This is a genomic window from Bacillus sp. FSL W8-0770 (genome assembly GCF_038008705.1).
GTDB lineage: Bacteria > Bacillota > Bacilli > Bacillales > Bacillaceae_G > Bacillus_A > Bacillus_A cereus.
Genome location: NZ_JBBOZR010000001.1, coordinates 1,941,497 through 1,958,236 on the forward strand (window position 1 = coordinate 1,941,497; position 16,740 = coordinate 1,958,236).

The following is a 16,740-nucleotide window of genomic DNA, read 5'->3' on the forward strand; positions in this document are numbered from 1 at the left end:
AATATATAATTTAGCCATGCAACCATAAGTTGTATGGCTAAATTACTTTAAAACTAGAGTAAGATACGAAGTCTTTCATCAGATAGACTCGCAGTCGCAGGAGTGATAAGTAGTGAAAAAGTTCAAATGGAGCATCTTGTTGTTTATTATTTTAGCTCTTGTACTATCGACAGGGGTCTCCTATTTAGCATTAAATCAAAATGTTAAGAAAGCTAATGAGAATACTACACCAAAAATGACAGTTGCGTTGGTAAATGAAGATCAGGGCACTGTATTTGAGGGCAATAAAATAGCGTTTGGAGATCAATTTGTTAAAAATGTAAATAAAAATACGAAACAAGAATGGTACGTAGTTAGTCGCGGGGTAGCGGAAAATGGATTAAAAAATAATAATTACAATATGATGATTGTTATTCCAAATGATTTTTCTAGGAAGGCAGTTGCGATTGATTCAGAGATTCCAGAGAAATTAACGTTAAACTACAAAGTAAATGCAACTGGGAATAAGGATTTGAAAGCTGAGGCAGAAAATACAGCTTCTGTTATTTTAGAAGATTTCAATAAGCAAATAATCGACGTTTATTTTGCGAGTATTATCGGTAAGCTACAAGGTGCACAAGATAATATAGGTAAAATAATTGAAAAAGGAAACGTTCAAACAACTATGTATAAAAAAGATATACATAGTCCGTTAGCAAATTACACAAATCAATTTAAAACAGTACAGGATTATACAGGTGTTTCTGTTAATAGTTTCAAAGGATTTCAGGATGTTTTAAAAGGTTTCGGTCAAGCATTAGATGAAGGGAATAAATCTAACAGTACGTATTTAGATGGTTTTAATAACTTTCAAAAAATGCAAACTGATAACAATTTGTTAGCGAATAATTTCACAAATCAATTCAATCAATATATGAATGATATGAATACAGGCGATGCTTTAAAGCAATTAAGTGCATTGGAATCCGCTAATAAAATTATTTCAAATCAATTTACGTTTTCAGAGAAAGAACCGAATATTTTAACTGATGCTGCAGCGATTCAAAAATATTTAGCAGATGTAAAAAAACAAGTGTCTGAATATGATACAGAACTTGCAGGAAAGTTAGAAAGTGATATTCAAGAGACGGTAATTAAGAAGTTAAAGCAATCTATGTCGAATGATGGAAAGCAAGAAATCTTCATAAATACATTAATGAAACAACCAGATGCTCGAATAAAGAAACAAATCGAGAATTTAATTGCGAAATTACCTAGTTTAAACATGGAAGAAATCGGTCAAAGTGATTTACCAGATGCAACGAAATTACAACTGCAAAATGTAATTCAATTTACAAAAAAATATAATAAAGAAAATAATTTTTATTATGATCCTGTAAATAAAATATCTTTAGGAAACGCTATTAAAGAAGTAAAGGATAGACTTTATACAGAGGGAATTACATTTAGTGATACTGCGAAAGTAATTAAAATGGAATCTCCGCAAATTTTGAAGATAAGTATTCCGGAAGAGTTTGAACTATATGGAAGTACAGAAGCTTTGAAGATTGATGATGTGGATTACACAAGTATGTTTCTGGAGAAAAACGGAGAAATCACTATACCTCCCCGTAATGAAGGGGATATAAAAATTAATCTGAATGTGAAGTTAAAAGATCCAAACATCAATATAGATGTTTTCTCTCCTGTAATGTGGCAGTGGGAATTGAGTGGGACTCATAAAAAAGAAACTAGTCCTGAAAAAGAAAAACCTAACAAAGAAGATAAAGGAACACAAACGGAAAATAGCAAGGTGGAAAATGTGGTTCATAAATCACAGTATGGCATAATGCCGTTAGTACACAGTGCTAAAAACCCTATTATTAAAAAAATGGAAAACACAACAGGGAAAGATAACGGAACTGGAGGAAACCCAGGAGGCGGAACGGGGAAAGATAACGGAACCGGAGGAAACCCAGGAGGCGGAACGGGAACAGACAACGGAACCGGAGGAAACCCAGGAGGTGGAACGGGAACAGACAACGGAACCGGAGGAAACCCAGGAGGCGGAACGGGAACAGACAACGGAACCGGAGGAAACCCAGGAGGCGGAACGGGAACAGACAACGGAACCGGAGGAAATCCAGGAGGCGGAACGGGAACAGACAACGGAACCGGAGGAAACCCAGGAGGCGGAACGGGAACAGACAACGGAACCGGAGGAAACCCAGGAGGCGGAACGGGAACAGACAACGGAACCGGAGGAAATCCAGGAGGCGGAACGGGAACAGACAACGGAACCGGAGGAAACCCAGGAGGCGGAACGGGAACAGACAACGGAACCGGAGGAAATCCAGGAGGCGGAACGGGAACAGACAACGGAACCGGAGGAAACCCAGGAGGCGGAACGGGAACAGACAACGGGACCGGAGGAAATCCAGGAGGCGAAACGGGAACAGATAACGGTAAAGTTACTGAAAGTACAACGAATCAAGTAGTACATCAAAAAGCAGAAGTATTAACAAAAAATATATCTAGTGTATTAATAAAAGAAGCAGTAGATACAGTCGAAAGTTATCAAGGTTTAATGAGCCTTTACGAAATGTATTATGGGATTGATTTAAGAACGAAAGATGTAGGTCCTAAGTTAGAAGAGGGAAGTTTAGATGCAATTGCGACGGATCAATCTTTGTACCACGTATTAAATAAACAAAGTTTAATTGATTTAATTTCAAATCTTGTTTCATCAAGTATTACTACAGAAATAAAGCAAGATATGTCAGGTTTAAAACAAAAAATAAACTCTTATCAACAATCTATTACTAGTGCGGATCAAAATTCTATGCTACTAGCGGAGAAATTAAATGGAACGACGCAACAAGCAACTAGTATGAATGAAAATTTAGGAGAGTATTTAAAAGGTTTAGCGAAATGGCGTGAGAATAGCTTAAAGCTAGTTGAAGAGCAGCAAGTATTAACAACAAATCATGCTGGTGAGCAAACAGCTATTTTATCGTTAGATTCTGGTATTAAATCATTAATGATGCAAAGTCAGTCATTGGTCGAAAGTTCGAAGCATAGTTTAGCAACTTCAGACGATGTATATAAAACATTTGATCAAATTAATGGACAAGCAAAAGAAATTCAAGACAGCGGAACGACAATTGTTTCAAAAGCTGATCTATTATTAAATGACTTTACGAAGAAAATGGAAGATGATAAATCATTCTCCAAAAACTTTACGAAAATTTTAGCGAATAGCCGTATTGGAGATCGTCAAAATGAGATGCTATATGACTTTTTAGCTAGTCCAGTTCAAAAGCAAAATGATGGAGTAATTGTAGCAGGAAATGCTTTTACACCATACTTAATTGTATTAACTTGTTTCATTGTTGCATTATTTACAGCATACGCAATTGCGAATCAAGAAAAGAAACGAATGCAATCAGATCATTTTGAAGAGAAATTCTCATTAATTGATATGAATGTACCAACTACAGTAGTAGCTTTCGGTATATCAATTGTGGAAGGGATTAGTATAGGTATCATTTCTGGGCGTCTTTTAAAGTTCGGTCAGGATCAAAGTTTACTATGGATTGCGTTCATCACATTTATTATGATGGCGTTTGTATTGGTCTCAACCTACTTATTACGACAAATAAAAATGGTAGGAATGTTTATACTATTAGTATTTTTAAGCATGTACCTATTTTTAACTGAGGCAGTTGGAAGTAAAGTAGATCAAATGTCGTCTGTCGGAAAGATACGTCAATTCTCACCGCTTCAGTATATAGAAAGTTTTCTAAATGATTTTATTAGTGGTAAAGATACTGGGAAAGTTATTTTTGTCGTATTGTTTGTAATTGCCATTATTGGATTGGTTAGTAATCTATTTGTATGGCATAAGAAATGGGAGGAAAAAGAAGTAAATGATCAAACAATGGAGCATAGTGGCTAAGTTATCATTTCTCTCTATCCTTTTACTGTTTGTCGCGCTACCGATAAGGAGCGCGGCTGACAGTTATCTTGGTGATGATGGGAAGATTAAGTTTAAAGTGGATCGACTTGAAGAAAGCGACCAAGAAAAAAATAAAAAGGAACATAAGGAAACAGAATTAGATAAAGCATCGATTGAGTTATTTAACAAAGATATAGAAGAAGAAATTGAGAAAAAGAAAAAGAAAGAACAAAAAGATATGGAAGCTTTGCGAGATTCTCTTTTTACAAAACCAAAAGAGAATAATAGTGTTAAAGATACGAAAAATAGTTTGTTTAGCAGTGAATACATTGTCAGAAAAAGTGCAGATGAAGTAGCGAGTAATGAAACAATGAATGAAGAGCCAATTAGTATAACAATAATATTATTATTTGGCGGCGGCATTCTACTTATTTGCATCGGTATTTATACGGTTCTTCGTAAAAGTTGGAGGTAAAGCGATGGCAATACAAACACATATCAATGTGACAGTAGATTTTAGTAAATGGAATGGAAATACATATGATTTGCGTATTCCGAATCATCAATCTATTAAATATTTATTAAAAAACTTATTAGATACGCTAAAGATTGATAATCATGAAGGTTCACATTTTGTAATTAAAGTGAAAAATAAGTCAATTGTTTTAACAGATAATGATCGTTTAATTGATCACCAAATAACAGATGGAGATATTTTGCAAGTTTTATAAAGAATATTTTTTACTTTTAGTTATTTGAAAATAAGTTATTACGGGTTATAAAGAAAAGGAGAAGAGGATAAACATGACGGAAAAAATAATTCAAATTGATGCAATGAACTATCAATTTCAAATAGAAAAAGAAAATTGGAAATTGGAGATGACCAAATCTCAAACACGTATAAAAGACTTCCGTCAATTCGATATAATTACGGGCGAATCATCTGAATTTGTACCATTAACAATAGAAGAAACGGATGATATGTTTACGTTTCTATATCAAGTAGATAAAAAATTATATAAGTGGGACGATCTTAGCCGTTTTGGAAGAAATGAGAAATTAAGACTACTTCGGAATGTTGCGCAGTTTCGTAAATATTTAAATAAACGAATCACGTTCTTTTTACATCCAGACAATATAGTTTTTAATGCTAATTTAATACCAAGTATTATACATAGAGGAATTCGAGATATTGTTCCGCCAACCCCGTTATTAGAAGAGCAATTTTTAACACAATATAAGTGTCTAATTATTGCTTTATTCTCCCAAAAACATAACTTTGATGATTTGTATGCTGGGTTACTAAAAGATGCAAAAGAAACAACATTTGAACAGACCGTTGCTCAAATGGAAAGCTTAGATGCATTACTGCAGTTTCTTGATGACAGCTTTGAGAAGGAACAAACAAAAACAGAAAAAAATATGCAGTTAGTACCTAAAAAAAGCTATAAATCATTTAAATACTTAGCTTTTTCCTTCATAGCGGCGACAGTTATTTTAGCTGCTCCTTTAATATATTTCACTTTTATAAAATTTCCTTATCAAAATAAATTGTTAGAAGCAAATGCAAGTTTCATAGCAACTGATTATGACAAAGTCATTACGCAATTGAATGAAGAGGAGTTTGAATCATTACCGATTGCATCTAAATATGAGTTAGCATTCGCATACATTACAGCTGAAAAACTAGGTGAAGCTCAAAAGAAATCGATTATGAAAAACATTAGTTTGAAAAGTGATGAAAAGTATTTGCTGTATTGGATGTATAACGGAAAAGGTAATTTTGATAAATCATTAGATTTAGCTAAGACACTTGATGATCCTCAGCTTATTATGTACGGCCTTGTTAAACAAATTGAATCACTGAAAAATAATCCAGATTTATCAGGGGAAGAACGTGATCAAAAGTTAAAAACATATGAGCAACAATTAGATGAATATAAAAAGAAATATGGCAATTCATCAAACGATAAAAATTTGTCGGACACAGAGAAAAAAGAGTAAGCACTTGATGAGACAGTTGAAAAGGAGCAGTGAACACGGATGGAGCAACTATTAGTATTGACTTATGGAGACAAAATATATAAGTGCACATTACATCCAAATGAGCAATCAATAGTGTCGATTGGAAAAGAGTGGACAAATGATATTACGAATCCAAGTTTAGAACAAGAGGTAGAGTTAAAGTGGAATAATGAAGCAAATGCTTGGATGGTACAGGATCAATTAATAGAATTCAATAAGGAAATTGAGATTGGGAAAACAAGAGATGTGAGCTTGAAAATCTTTATATCTATTGTTGGCACAACTAAAGTGTTTGATATTGGAACGAAACATTCTCTTACAGTGAGTCAAAACGATTACGATGATATTTCTATTACCGGGACTAGTGTCGATTTAATGCTATCTCGCGAAACGTTGTACGATTCTTTTAAAGTGAACGTGTATGGCGGGGATGTATTTCATAATTATACGAAGTTAAAAGATAGCGTTATGTTGGAATCAGGAGACGTATTATATTTTGATGGTATTTTATTGGAGATTGGTAGTGAAGACATTCAAGTACTTTCTTCAGAAAATAAAGTGAAATCTGCGTTACCTATTTTAGTAGAATCAGAAACAAATTATCAAAGTGGTTATCCAGACTATCATCGTTCACCACGTATTATTTACCGTGAACCAGAAGAGAAAATGACAATTGCAAAGCCTTCAAGTATGCCATCAAAACCAACGGAGCATTTAGCAAGAATCATTGCACCTTCACTTGTCATGATTGTGGTAACTGTATTACTTGCTATTTTCATGAAATATGGAATGTTTATTATCGCATCGATTGCGATGACATTAGTAACAATCATTGTTTCTGTCACATCGTATATTAAAAATTTGAAGCAATATAAAGTCGACATTGTTGAACGAGATAAAAGCTATAGAGAGTATATAAAACAAAAAACGAAAGATTTACATGCAGAAAGTGAAAAACAGCGTCACGCATTACATTATCACAATCCAAATGTAGAAGTAATACGTAATATGGCAGTTCAAGTAAATCCTAGAATTTATGAAAAAACAATGTTACATCATGATTTCTTAACATTTAGCGTTGGAACAGGACAAGCTAATACGAGTTTTGAAATTCAATTTAATGAAGAAGAGTTTAGTCAAACGAAAGATGAATTAATCGATATAGCACGTGAACTAAGACAGCGTTATCTATCATTGGAAGATGTACCAGTTGTAACAGATTTAATGAATGGACCAGTCGGTTATATTGGCCAACGCTCTTTAGTGTTAGAGCAATTACAATTATTAGTTGCACAAACGGCTTTATTCCATAGTTATTATGACTTGCAGTTTATTACTATTTTTCCGGAAGAAGAAAAAGAAAAATGGGATTGGATGCGCTGGTTACCTCATGGAAGTGTTCGCGATATAAATGTACGTGGATTTGTATACCATGATCGTAGCCGTGATCAAGTGTTAAATAGTTTGTATCAAATATTGAAAGAACGAAAATTAAAACTAGATGAAAAAAGTTCTACTAATGAAAAAATGTACTTTGCACCGCACTATGTCGTTCTCATTACAGATGAAAAACTAATATTAGACCATGTTGTTATGGAATTCTTTAATGATGATCCGAGTCAATTAGGTGTATCACTTGTATTTGTACAAGATGTTATGCAAAGTTTACCGGAGCATGTGAAAACGGTAATAGATATAAGAGATGCAAAACAAGGGAACATCATCTTAGAGCAAGGAGAGCTTGTTAACCGTCAATTTAAACTAAATCACGTACCGAAAGGGTTCAATTTAGAAGATATTTCACGGGCATTAGCACCATTAAATCATTTGCAAAACTTAAAAAATAGTATTCCAGAAAGCGTAACATTTTTAGAAATGTACGGCGTTGAAAAAGTAAAAGAACTGAATATCACAAGTCGTTGGGAGAAAAATGCAGCGCATAAATCTTTAGCTGTACCACTTGGATTACGTGGTAAAGAAGATATCGTAAACTTAAACTTACACGAAAAAGCACACGGACCACACGGATTAATAGCAGGTACAACAGGTTCAGGTAAATCGGAAATTATACAATCGTATATTTTATCTCTAGCAGTCAATTTCCACCCGTACGAAGTAGCCTTTTTACTAATTGACTATAAAGGCGGCGGAATGGCGAATTTATTCAAAAACTTACCGCATTTATTAGGAACAATTACGAACTTAGATGGAGCACAAAGTATGAGAGCGCTCGCATCAATTAAAGCTGAATTACAGAAAAGACAACGATTATTTGGTGAAAATGATGTAAACCATATTAATCAGTATCAAAAACTGTATAAAGAAGGCTTAGTAAGTGAGCCGATGCCGCATCTATTTTTAATTAGTGATGAATTCGCAGAACTGAAGTCAGAACAACCAGAATTTATGAAAGAGTTAGTTTCAACAGCGCGTATCGGTCGTTCGCTCGGAATTCATTTAATATTAGCTACGCAAAAACCGAGTGGTGTTGTAGATGATCAAATTTGGAGTAACTCGAAATTCAAACTAGCATTAAAAGTTCAAAATACGTCAGATAGTAATGAAATCTTAAAAACACCGGATGCTGCTGAAATTACATTACCAGGACGTGCTTACTTACAAGTTGGGAATAATGAAATTTATGAACTATTCCAATCAGCTTGGAGCGGAGCAGACTATGTAGAAAACAAAGAGGATAAAGAACATTTAGACGCAACGATATATGCAATAAATGATCTAGGACAATATGAAATATTAAGTGAAGATTTAAGTGGACTTGGTAGCAGTAAAGAAGTAATAAGCGTACCATCTGAGCTGGATGCTGTTATTGACTACATTCACGATTACGCAGAAGTAAATGAAATTGAAGCGTTAGCTAGACCGTGGTTACCACCACTTCCAGAAAGCGTATATTTACAAGACTTACATGCTATTCAGTTCAAAGAAGCATGGACGAAAGAAAAGAAACCATTACAAGCAACAATTGGTCTACTAGATCAGCCTGAATTACAATCACAAACACCATTAACACTAGATATTAGTAAAGACGGACACGTAGCGGTCTTCTCAAGCCCTGGCTACGGAAAATCAACATTCTTACAATCAGTCATTATGGATGTAGCTCGTCAGCATAGTCCGGAGCATTTGCATGTGTATTTAGTGGACCTTGGAACAAATGGTCTTCTACCTTTGAAAGGATTACCTCATGTAGCGGATACGATTACGATTGATGAATCTGAAAAATGTTTAAAGTTTGTTGAAAGATTAACTCAAGAAATGAAAAATCGTAAACGATTATTAAGTGAATATGACGTTGCAAATATTGAAATGTATGAAAAGGCAAGTGGGAAAGAAATACCACATATTATTATTGCGATCGACAATTATGATGCAGTAAAAGAAGCGAAGTTCTATGAAAGCTTTGAAATGCTAATTATGCAAATTGTCCGAGATGGTGCAAGTTTAGGAATTCATACCTTAATTAGTGCAGGGCGACAAAATGCACTTAGAATTCAATTGTACAATAATATTAAAATTCAAACTTGCCTATATATGATTGATCAAAGTGAAGTAGCTAGTATTGTAGGGAGATCTGATATAAAAGTGGAAGAAACAGCAGGAAGAGCGTTAATAAAACTAGAATCTCCCACATTATTCCAGGTTGCATTACCTACGAAAGCAGAAGATGAATTACAGCAAATTCAATTATTACAACAAGAAGCAAATGATATGGACCGAGAATGGGATGGAGAACGTCCGAAGGCAATTCCAATGATGCCAGAAATTATTGATATTGCTACTTATCGTAAAAATAAAGATGTTACAAAAGCCCTACAAGCAGCAAGAATTCCAATGGGGCTTGATTTTGCAAACGTAGAAGTTGTAGCTCATGATATTGCAGTGAATGATCATTTAATGATTTATAGTGTAGATGATAGTATGAGAAAACAAATTGTATCTAGCATCCTATCTCAATTGAATAAAGATTATTTTGAAAGTGTGACGTTAGTGGATACAGCAGAGTATAGTTTCGTTCAATATAAAGATAATGTGACGCACTACATTGTAGACGAAAATGAAATCAATATGCATGCGAAGTATTGGATGGAAGTAATTCGCGAACGAGCTCTTGAATTAGCGCAAGCAAGACAAGAAGGTAGAGAAATTCCTGCATTCACAAAACAACTCATTATCATGACAAATGTTGAAGAGTTTAGTAAATTTGTTTATTTAGAAATGGAGGATGCAGCAACTTTAATTGATCTATCTCGTACAGTAGGCATTTACTTTGTATTAGCAGGTCACCACGACTACATGGACCGAAATCGTGAAGCTCTACCTATGAAAATGAGAAGTAAGCTAACAGCAGCAATTATCGCAATGCCATTAAATGATCAAAGTATCTTCAACATAAAATATATAAGCAACGAAGCGCCATTAGGTAAAGATGAAGTGTATTACTATCAAAAAGGGAACATAATGAAACTAAAAATGCCTAGAGTAACTAACGAGGTGACAGTATGAAATTAAAGAAGAAAGTTAAGGTGATGATAGTCGTGTCAATAGTGGCAAGTTTATTAAGTGGATGTGGTTTTGGAGAGACAAAGATAGAGTATGAGAGATTAGTAAAGGCGTTGGATGAAGGGGATATGAAGACAGTTATGTCTGCGAGTGATGATGGGTATGCGTATGTGAAAGAAGAGGTTAGGGATAGCACTTTTATTGAGGATAATAATAAGCAAATAGGAGTAGTTTATCAAACAACGCAAGGTATTTATAGTATTAAAGATAATATTCTTTTTGGTGAGGCACAAAAGAAAGTCAATACTCCAGTTGAGGATGAAAAACATAGTGACAACCCACAATATAAAGAAGAAGTTGTATTCAAGTCAGATATAAGATATGAAAATGGACAGCTAGAAGCTTCAAATCGAGGGAAAGATATGTCTAATATAAAATTAATGCTTAATAGAGTGCAAGGAATAAAAGAATTGAAACCAAATGTGAATAAAAAAAGCTTCAGCCAACCAGCTACGATAAGCTATAATTTATCAGAAATTCAATTTAAAGAGATATTTAATGGGAATTTAGGATTAGAGTATGAGAAGTTTAGTTATGCAACACTACTAATTGAATTTAATTCTGCTAAGGATACAAAGGAAAATCCGATGGAAATAACAGAGATAACAATTTCGATAGGCTATAAACAAAGAAATGAAGAAAATAATATGATTAGGCATGATCAAGAAATAACAACATATTTACATAATAAAGAAGAAAATAATCGGAAATCAAAAAAAGATTACTTACAATATGAAAAGAAATTTAAAGAAAGCCATTAATATATAAGGGGGAGAATATGGTGAATGAGGAAGATTATAAATTAAGTAGTGATGTAGGAAAATTAAGATTATCGGCAAAAGATATTTATGATTATAATGCACAAGAAAAAAAATATAATAATTCTGATCCAATAATAAATAAACAGAAGTTACAAGACAACTTTAATGCTAATCTTATAGCTTCTGATGATATTCATTCAGTAACTGGATTTGGGGCATATGCTTTAGAGGATAGAAACACGCATGAAATTTTCATTGTATACGTTGGAACCCAACCGAGCCAAATAGGTGATTTAGCAACCGATGGAGCAATTGGGCTACATAATTTAACTAATTCACCTATATTGGGGTCATTAGCGGAATTTCAGTATAGTCAAGCAGAAAAATTTTATGAAAAAGTCAAGGCGAAGAATAAAGGAAAGAAGATAACTTTACTAGGGCACTCCTTAGGTGGCGGAGCAGCGAATACAGTTGCATTAAGACATCAAGAAGATAATATAAACGTATTAGCTTTAAATCCTGCGCCTGTTTTAAATAAAGATGTGGTTAAGTACGGATACGGGACCAATATGAAAAATTGCCGCAGTCTTATAAATGAATATGATCCTTTGTATGGCGCCATTAAGGCCGCAGATTTTGTAATACCTGGACAGGTTTATAAAATGGAAAATGGGGAAGGGCATTCTTTTTTATATGATCCAAAATTTTATTTTAGGAATGGGAATGTAGCAATAGATAAATTGAAAAAGGTTAGCGAAACAGGATTTGATTGGAAATTTGGTTTTTTAGAAATATCAGAATCTGCTGGGGACCTATATAAAGGAATCACTGGAAAAAAAACATTAAGTACAACAGAAGAAGTTGTAGTGGATTTAGTGGTAAATGGAACCCCAGTCAGTGCAATTCTAGTTGCAATAACAGTAGTGGGAGATACTAGTGCTCTAGCAACAAAAATAGCAAGTATAGGTGTAGAAACAGGAAAAAAAGCTTTGAAATTTAGTAAGGAAGTTATACAAGAAGTTAGAAATCAGGTGAATGCGGCTGTGGATTGGATAGAGAATAAATTAGCAAAATGTAAGGAAAAGGTACTTGAAGTGTTAGAATCAGTATTTAACGCAGCTGTAGATTTTTTAGTAGGATGCATCATTCTTTATTTATCCCGTGATGAAATTATAGCAATTGCAAAAGAAGTAGCATCTTCTCTTGTTCAAGATATTTTAGATGTATTTAAAGGTGACTTTGAAATTGATACAAATATTGCTTCAATTGCTGGAGATTATGTAAGAAGCCATCGCCAATCATTATTAAACTATTTTATGAATGATGGTAGTAGAGGGTTAAATCGTTCATTATTAGTAGAGATTTCTAGAGATGTGAACGAACTTTCAAATGATTTAAAAGAGTTAAGTCAAGATGTAACAGATGCGGTAATTTCTATGATAGCAAAAGATGAAGAGTTAGCTTCAGTTTCTTATTATTGATAAATGTTAAGGAAGGGGGTATGAGGATGGATTTAAATATGATAATGTCGAGGGTTCATAGTACATTTCCGGACAGTGGTGGGCGAGATCAAATTATTAATGTTGTTATGCAACTTGAAAAAGCAGCTGTATCTTTGACCGGAGATATTAGAAGATTAGAAAATAGTATTGATAATAGTTTGCAAGGTAAAACACGTGATGCTTTTATTGATCGTATCCGCCAATTAGAAAAAAGGCGACAAAAAATAGAAGAGAAAATTATCGTGTTAAAAGGATCGGTGAATTAATATGAAAGATTATATGGAGAAAGTTTTGCCTTTAGGAAGTGTAGTGAGGTTGAGTACTGAGGAAGAAAAAGATGTAGAGTATGTAATTACTACAAGAGGAATACTTCTCGATGAAGACACTTTCTATGACTATGGTGGGGTATTATACCCAGTAGGTTTGACGGGAGAGACATATAAATTATTCAATCACTTTGATATATCAGAAGTGAAATTTGAAGGGTATAAAAATTCTATTGAAGGAAATTTTGCTCATAATTTTAAAATATGGCGAAATGAATTTGTAAAAACGATAAAGAACAAGGCTGAAAATAATAAGTAACAATTAGTAATAAAACAAAGGCTATAATATATTTGGAAATAAATAGACTTTCCTCTTCCAAAATGGAAAGAGGAAAGTCTATTTTTAATTGAATAAGAATCTAAATATCTAATATTACGTGGGAACAATATGAAAAAGAGCGCCAAGAATTTATAGCGAATAGAAAAAGAATAAGAGAAAAAGAGCAAAAGCTGAAATAATATTTGTAAATAATAGTCATAGACTGTTTTTTATGGTGAAAATCTATCTGTGAAGAAATAAATCATTTTATACTGTACGATGAAAATGGGGATATTTCGGTATTTTTATAGTTAGGAAAAAGTTATTCTAAAAGGAGTATGTTGGGTGAATCATAGACGCAAGAAAAAGAAACCGAAACAAATAAGAAAAGAAGCTGTTCAGATAAAACCGATAGTAGAAGAAAAACCACTAAAGAAGAGTAGCAAAAAGTTAGTTGATATTCTTCTAGGTATTCTTCTTTTCCCAATTTTTATATGGGCTGTCTTGGAAGGTTCTACAACACAAGTAAGCAAAGGGAAGACTTTCCTTATTATCGTTTTCTTTCTCTTAATTGCAATAGGGTTATCTATGATAGGAAACAAATAAGGGGGAGTGCAGATGTTTAAGAAGAAGGAGAAAAAAAACATTTACGTTAGATTGGTAAACACACAAGGGGAAATCATTCGAGAGTTTAATTGTACAGAAAAAGACTTGCGAAAAGTAAAAGAAAATGGTACTGAAATTCGTTTGGTTGGAGATAACTCATATGAGATGGTAGCAACCGATGAACAACTAGAAAAACTAGCAAGAGCTGAAGCAGAAATCGAAGCGGAAATTAAGGCATGGGAAGATGCTTTAAATGAGAGTTTGGATGAACGCGAAGAAAGAGAAGCGAGACAGAAGGAATTGAAAGAAAAGAATAAATGGAGTACAAAGAAGAAAGTAATCGTATTTGGACTGATATTCTTTGTATTTATTGGATTACCTATTATCGAAGGGTATCAAAATAGTAAACTAGTTGAAGAAGGTACATCATTACATGCAGAAATTGTAGGTAGGCATGTAGAGAAGGAATTCATGTTTACACACCCCACACTAGTAGTTGAGGTAGATGGTAAAAAGCATAATGTATGGGTAAGTGAAGAGACATATAACGGAGCAGAGTGGTTAGGTAGACTAAAAGTCATCAAAACAAAAGATGGTAAAGTTGAGAAAGACCCTAGATATGAGGGTGAAGACTTAATTACGAGTTATTAAGCAGTATGTTTTTAGTATTCGCTTCTCTCAAATTAAATAACATTATTATTTGCAAAAATCGAATCCATTAAAATAAAAAACAAATTTTAAATAACTGTAATAACCTCCTAGCATATTGTCGATGGGAGGTTATCAACTTTCTGAAGATACAATTGTGATAACAGTAACGTTTTTACTAAGTGAGTGCAATTTCAGAGAAACAAAAATAGAGTATGAGGGATATGCTTAAATGAAAGAGAGAAGAATATTTAGAGCTTTTGAGGAGAAAGAAGGCTATTTGAACTATCAAAAGCATTCTGATTATGTACGGTAATTAATGTAGAGGTAATATTATCTGAATATAGTTACGCAAAGATGAATGTACTTAAAAAGTTAGGAATGTAATGGGATTTTAGTGCCTGGAAATTATTTAAACTGTATAGAAGGTGAAAAACTGAATGTGGAACATAAAAGAAGAAGATTTAGATGGATTTCGAGTAACATGTAGCAGCCGTTTAAGTCCTGAGGGTACTTTAGGTTTTATGATAGGAACAATAGTGTACGTTTCAGTTATGATGTTTTTTCTTATTGGTACTTTAGTAACCTTTGGTTGGGATTACTATACTACTTTATTCGAAAAAACAATTGTTAAAATTGAACTTGTGCTATATAGCTTACAAATAATTTTTTTAATTCTATATTCATTTCCAAAAGCTCGATTTAAATTTCAAAAATTACAAACGATTGTTGTGTTATTATATGCATTTCAATTAGGTACAATATTATTCACAGCTCTGATTCTTCCTGGAATGTCTGATTATACAATCGACGGAATTACATTAGTATATGTAGGCTTCTTATTTATAGGAGCAGTGATTGTTCATATTGTGACAACGATTGATACGTTTAAACAGGCAAGTGAAGGTACATTTAGTATGAATGAAAGATCCGTTTCCTTTTTTAGTAAAACAAAAGGAACTATGATGAAAGTAACTTCAATATACGCATTAATCCTACTTATTTTGATTTATTTTCATAATGATTATGCGATTGATACTTTTATTGGATATGTAATAGGTACTGTTTTACTGTACACAGTAGCCGTTGGTGCAGCAGAATTCCAGCTATTGGTGTACTGTAGATTCAAATTTAAATCATTCAATATGACTTGGGAAGAAAATGAGAGAATGCGTGGGAAAACTCGAAAACAAAATAAAAAATCCAAATCGAAAAGTAAATAAGAGTGAAATAGAATTGATGTGAATGAAAATTATTTAAACTGTATAGAAGGTGAAAAACTGAATGTGGAATATAAAAGAAAAAGATTTAGATGAATTTAAAATAACATGTAGAAATCGTTTAAGTCCAGAACGCTCCATGGTGTTTATACTTGGCGCAACTGTTTATAGTTCATTATTCATGCTTTTTATTTTTGGAGCATTAGTTAAATTTGGCTGGGGTTATTATCCAAATCTCTTTGACAAAATAATTGTTTGTATTGAATTAGTTTTATATACCTTGCAAGTAATCTTTTTAATTCTATATCTATTTCCAAAAGTTCGTTTTAAATGTCAAAAGTTGCAAGCGCTTGTGATATTATTATGTACATTTCAGCTGGGAACTATAGGATTCACATTGTTTATACTTCCAGCAATTTCAAATTATTCGATTGATCAAATTACATTATTGTATGTGGGTTTATTGTTTCTAGGAGCAGTTTTTGTTCATCTGGTGACCACAATTGATACCTTTAAACAAGCAGAGAGTGGAGCATTTAGTATGGATGAAAGGGCAGCTTCATTTTTTAGTAAAACAAAAAACAACGTAATGATTGGTGTTACGGTATATGCACTAATCCTTCTTATTTTAATTTATTTTCATAATGATTATGAAACAGAGATATTAGTAGGGTATATAGCAGGAACTCTTGTAATGTACGCGGTAGCCATAGGTGCAGCAGAGTTCCAATTATTAGCCTATTGCAGATTTAAATTTCCATCATTTTATATTTCGTGGGAGGAACATGAAAGAGAGCGTCAGAAAAGACTAAAGCTTTATGAAGAGAAGGAAAAAAAGAAAACTAAAGAAATAAAATAAGTTTTGCGTCGAAATG

At 33.2% G+C, this 16,740-nt stretch carries 12 protein-coding genes and 2 pseudogenes; all 14 read left to right on the forward strand.

The features are described 5' to 3' along the window. Positions 1-112 precede the first annotated feature (112 nt). The 14 genes and pseudogenes from esaA (at position 113) to NST27_RS10160 (ending at position 16,724) form a co-directional block, all read left to right on the forward strand. Entirely contained in the window at positions 113-3,937 is a 3,825-nt protein-coding gene (gene esaA, locus NST27_RS10100) for a type VII secretion protein EsaA (protein WP_000713821.1), read from the forward strand. Further along, positions 3,909-4,412 carry a type VII secretion protein EssA gene (essA, locus tag NST27_RS10105; RefSeq protein ID WP_000595655.1) on the forward strand — a complete coding sequence of 168 codons (504 nt, stop codon included), beginning with the start codon at positions 3,909-3,911 and terminating at the stop codon, positions 4,410-4,412. Before esaA ends, essA begins: the two co-directional genes overlap by 29 nt. A 4-nt stretch (positions 4,413-4,416) precedes the next feature. Beyond that, entirely contained in the window at positions 4,417-4,668 is a 252-nt protein-coding gene (locus NST27_RS10110) for an EsaB/YukD family protein (RefSeq protein WP_001007571.1), read from the forward strand. 73 nt (positions 4,669-4,741) lie between these two features. Then, positions 4,742-5,941 carry a type VII secretion protein EssB gene (essB, locus tag NST27_RS10115; RefSeq protein ID WP_000136611.1) on the forward strand — a complete coding sequence of 400 codons (1,200 nt, stop codon included), beginning with the start codon at positions 4,742-4,744 and terminating at the stop codon, positions 5,939-5,941. Positions 5,942-5,980: 39 nt separating this feature from the next. After that, a pseudogene (locus NST27_RS29565) lies at positions 5,981-6,262 on the forward strand (FtsK/SpoIIIE N-terminal domain-containing protein); the annotation flags it as partial. Next, positions 6,257-10,486 (forward strand): annotated as a pseudogene (essC, locus tag NST27_RS10120) (type VII secretion protein EssC); the annotation flags it as partial. The pseudogenes NST27_RS29565 and essC, both read left to right, overlap by 6 nt. Next, positions 10,483-11,304: a DUF3952 domain-containing protein gene (locus NST27_RS10125; protein ID WP_000768497.1), complete on the forward strand. Its 822-nt coding sequence runs from the start codon at positions 10,483-10,485 to the stop codon at positions 11,302-11,304. The pseudogene essC and the gene NST27_RS10125, both read left to right, overlap by 4 nt. Before the next feature lie 17 nt (positions 11,305-11,321). Further along, entirely contained in the window at positions 11,322-12,785 is a 1,464-nt protein-coding gene (locus tag NST27_RS10130; RefSeq protein ID WP_044797222.1) for a lipase family protein, read from the forward strand. Positions 12,786-12,811: 26 nt separating this feature from the next. After that, entirely contained in the window at positions 12,812-13,072 is a 261-nt protein-coding gene (locus tag NST27_RS10135; RefSeq protein ID WP_000365338.1) for a hypothetical protein, read from the forward strand. A 1-nt stretch (position 13,073) separates the two neighbouring features. Next, positions 13,074-13,391, forward strand: a complete 318-nt coding sequence (locus NST27_RS10140; RefSeq protein WP_000656389.1) for a DUF4176 domain-containing protein — start codon at positions 13,074-13,076, stop codon at positions 13,389-13,391. Positions 13,392-13,736: 345 nt separating this feature from the next. Beyond that, positions 13,737-13,997, forward strand: coding sequence for a hypothetical protein (locus NST27_RS10145; RefSeq protein WP_001016543.1), 261 nt, complete (start codon positions 13,737-13,739; stop codon positions 13,995-13,997). 12 nt (positions 13,998-14,009) lie between these two features. Beyond that, the gene (locus NST27_RS10150) at positions 14,010-14,648 is read left to right on the forward strand and encodes a hypothetical protein (protein WP_000473568.1); all 639 of its coding nucleotides are present in this window, start codon (positions 14,010-14,012) and stop codon (positions 14,646-14,648) included. Positions 14,649-15,085: 437 nt separating this feature from the next. Further along, a complete protein-coding gene (locus NST27_RS10155; RefSeq protein WP_000267106.1) occupies positions 15,086-15,868 on the forward strand; it encodes a hypothetical protein in 783 nt (260 codons plus the stop codon). 61 nt (positions 15,869-15,929) lie between these two features. Then, positions 15,930-16,724, forward strand: coding sequence for a hypothetical protein (locus NST27_RS10160; protein ID WP_000267181.1), 795 nt, complete (start codon positions 15,930-15,932; stop codon positions 16,722-16,724). Positions 16,725-16,740 lie beyond the last annotated feature (16 nt).

What these genes read in the sequence shown, in the direction of transcription:
- NST27_RS10110 (WP_001007571.1), top strand. Translation starts at nt 4,417, where the DNA reads ATGGCAATACAAACACATATCAATGTGACAGTAGATTTTAGTAAATGG.
- essA (WP_000595655.1), top strand. Translation starts at nt 3,909, where the DNA reads ATGATCAAACAATGGAGCATAGTGGCTAAGTTATCATTTCTCTCTATC.
- NST27_RS10130 (WP_044797222.1), top strand. Translation starts at nt 11,322, where the DNA reads ATGGTGAATGAGGAAGATTATAAATTAAGTAGTGATGTAGGAAAATTA.
- NST27_RS10160 (WP_000267181.1), top strand. Translation starts at nt 15,930, where the DNA reads ATGTGGAATATAAAAGAAAAAGATTTAGATGAATTTAAAATAACATGT.
- NST27_RS10135 (WP_000365338.1), top strand. Translation starts at nt 12,812, where the DNA reads ATGGATTTAAATATGATAATGTCGAGGGTTCATAGTACATTTCCGGAC.
- essB (WP_000136611.1), top strand. Translation starts at nt 4,742, where the DNA reads ATGACGGAAAAAATAATTCAAATTGATGCAATGAACTATCAATTTCAA.
- NST27_RS10150 (WP_000473568.1), top strand. Translation starts at nt 14,010, where the DNA reads ATGTTTAAGAAGAAGGAGAAAAAAAACATTTACGTTAGATTGGTAAAC.
- NST27_RS10155 (WP_000267106.1), top strand. Translation starts at nt 15,086, where the DNA reads ATGTGGAACATAAAAGAAGAAGATTTAGATGGATTTCGAGTAACATGT.
- NST27_RS10140 (WP_000656389.1), top strand. Translation starts at nt 13,074, where the DNA reads ATGAAAGATTATATGGAGAAAGTTTTGCCTTTAGGAAGTGTAGTGAGG.
- NST27_RS10125 (WP_000768497.1), top strand. Translation starts at nt 10,483, where the DNA reads ATGAAATTAAAGAAGAAAGTTAAGGTGATGATAGTCGTGTCAATAGTG.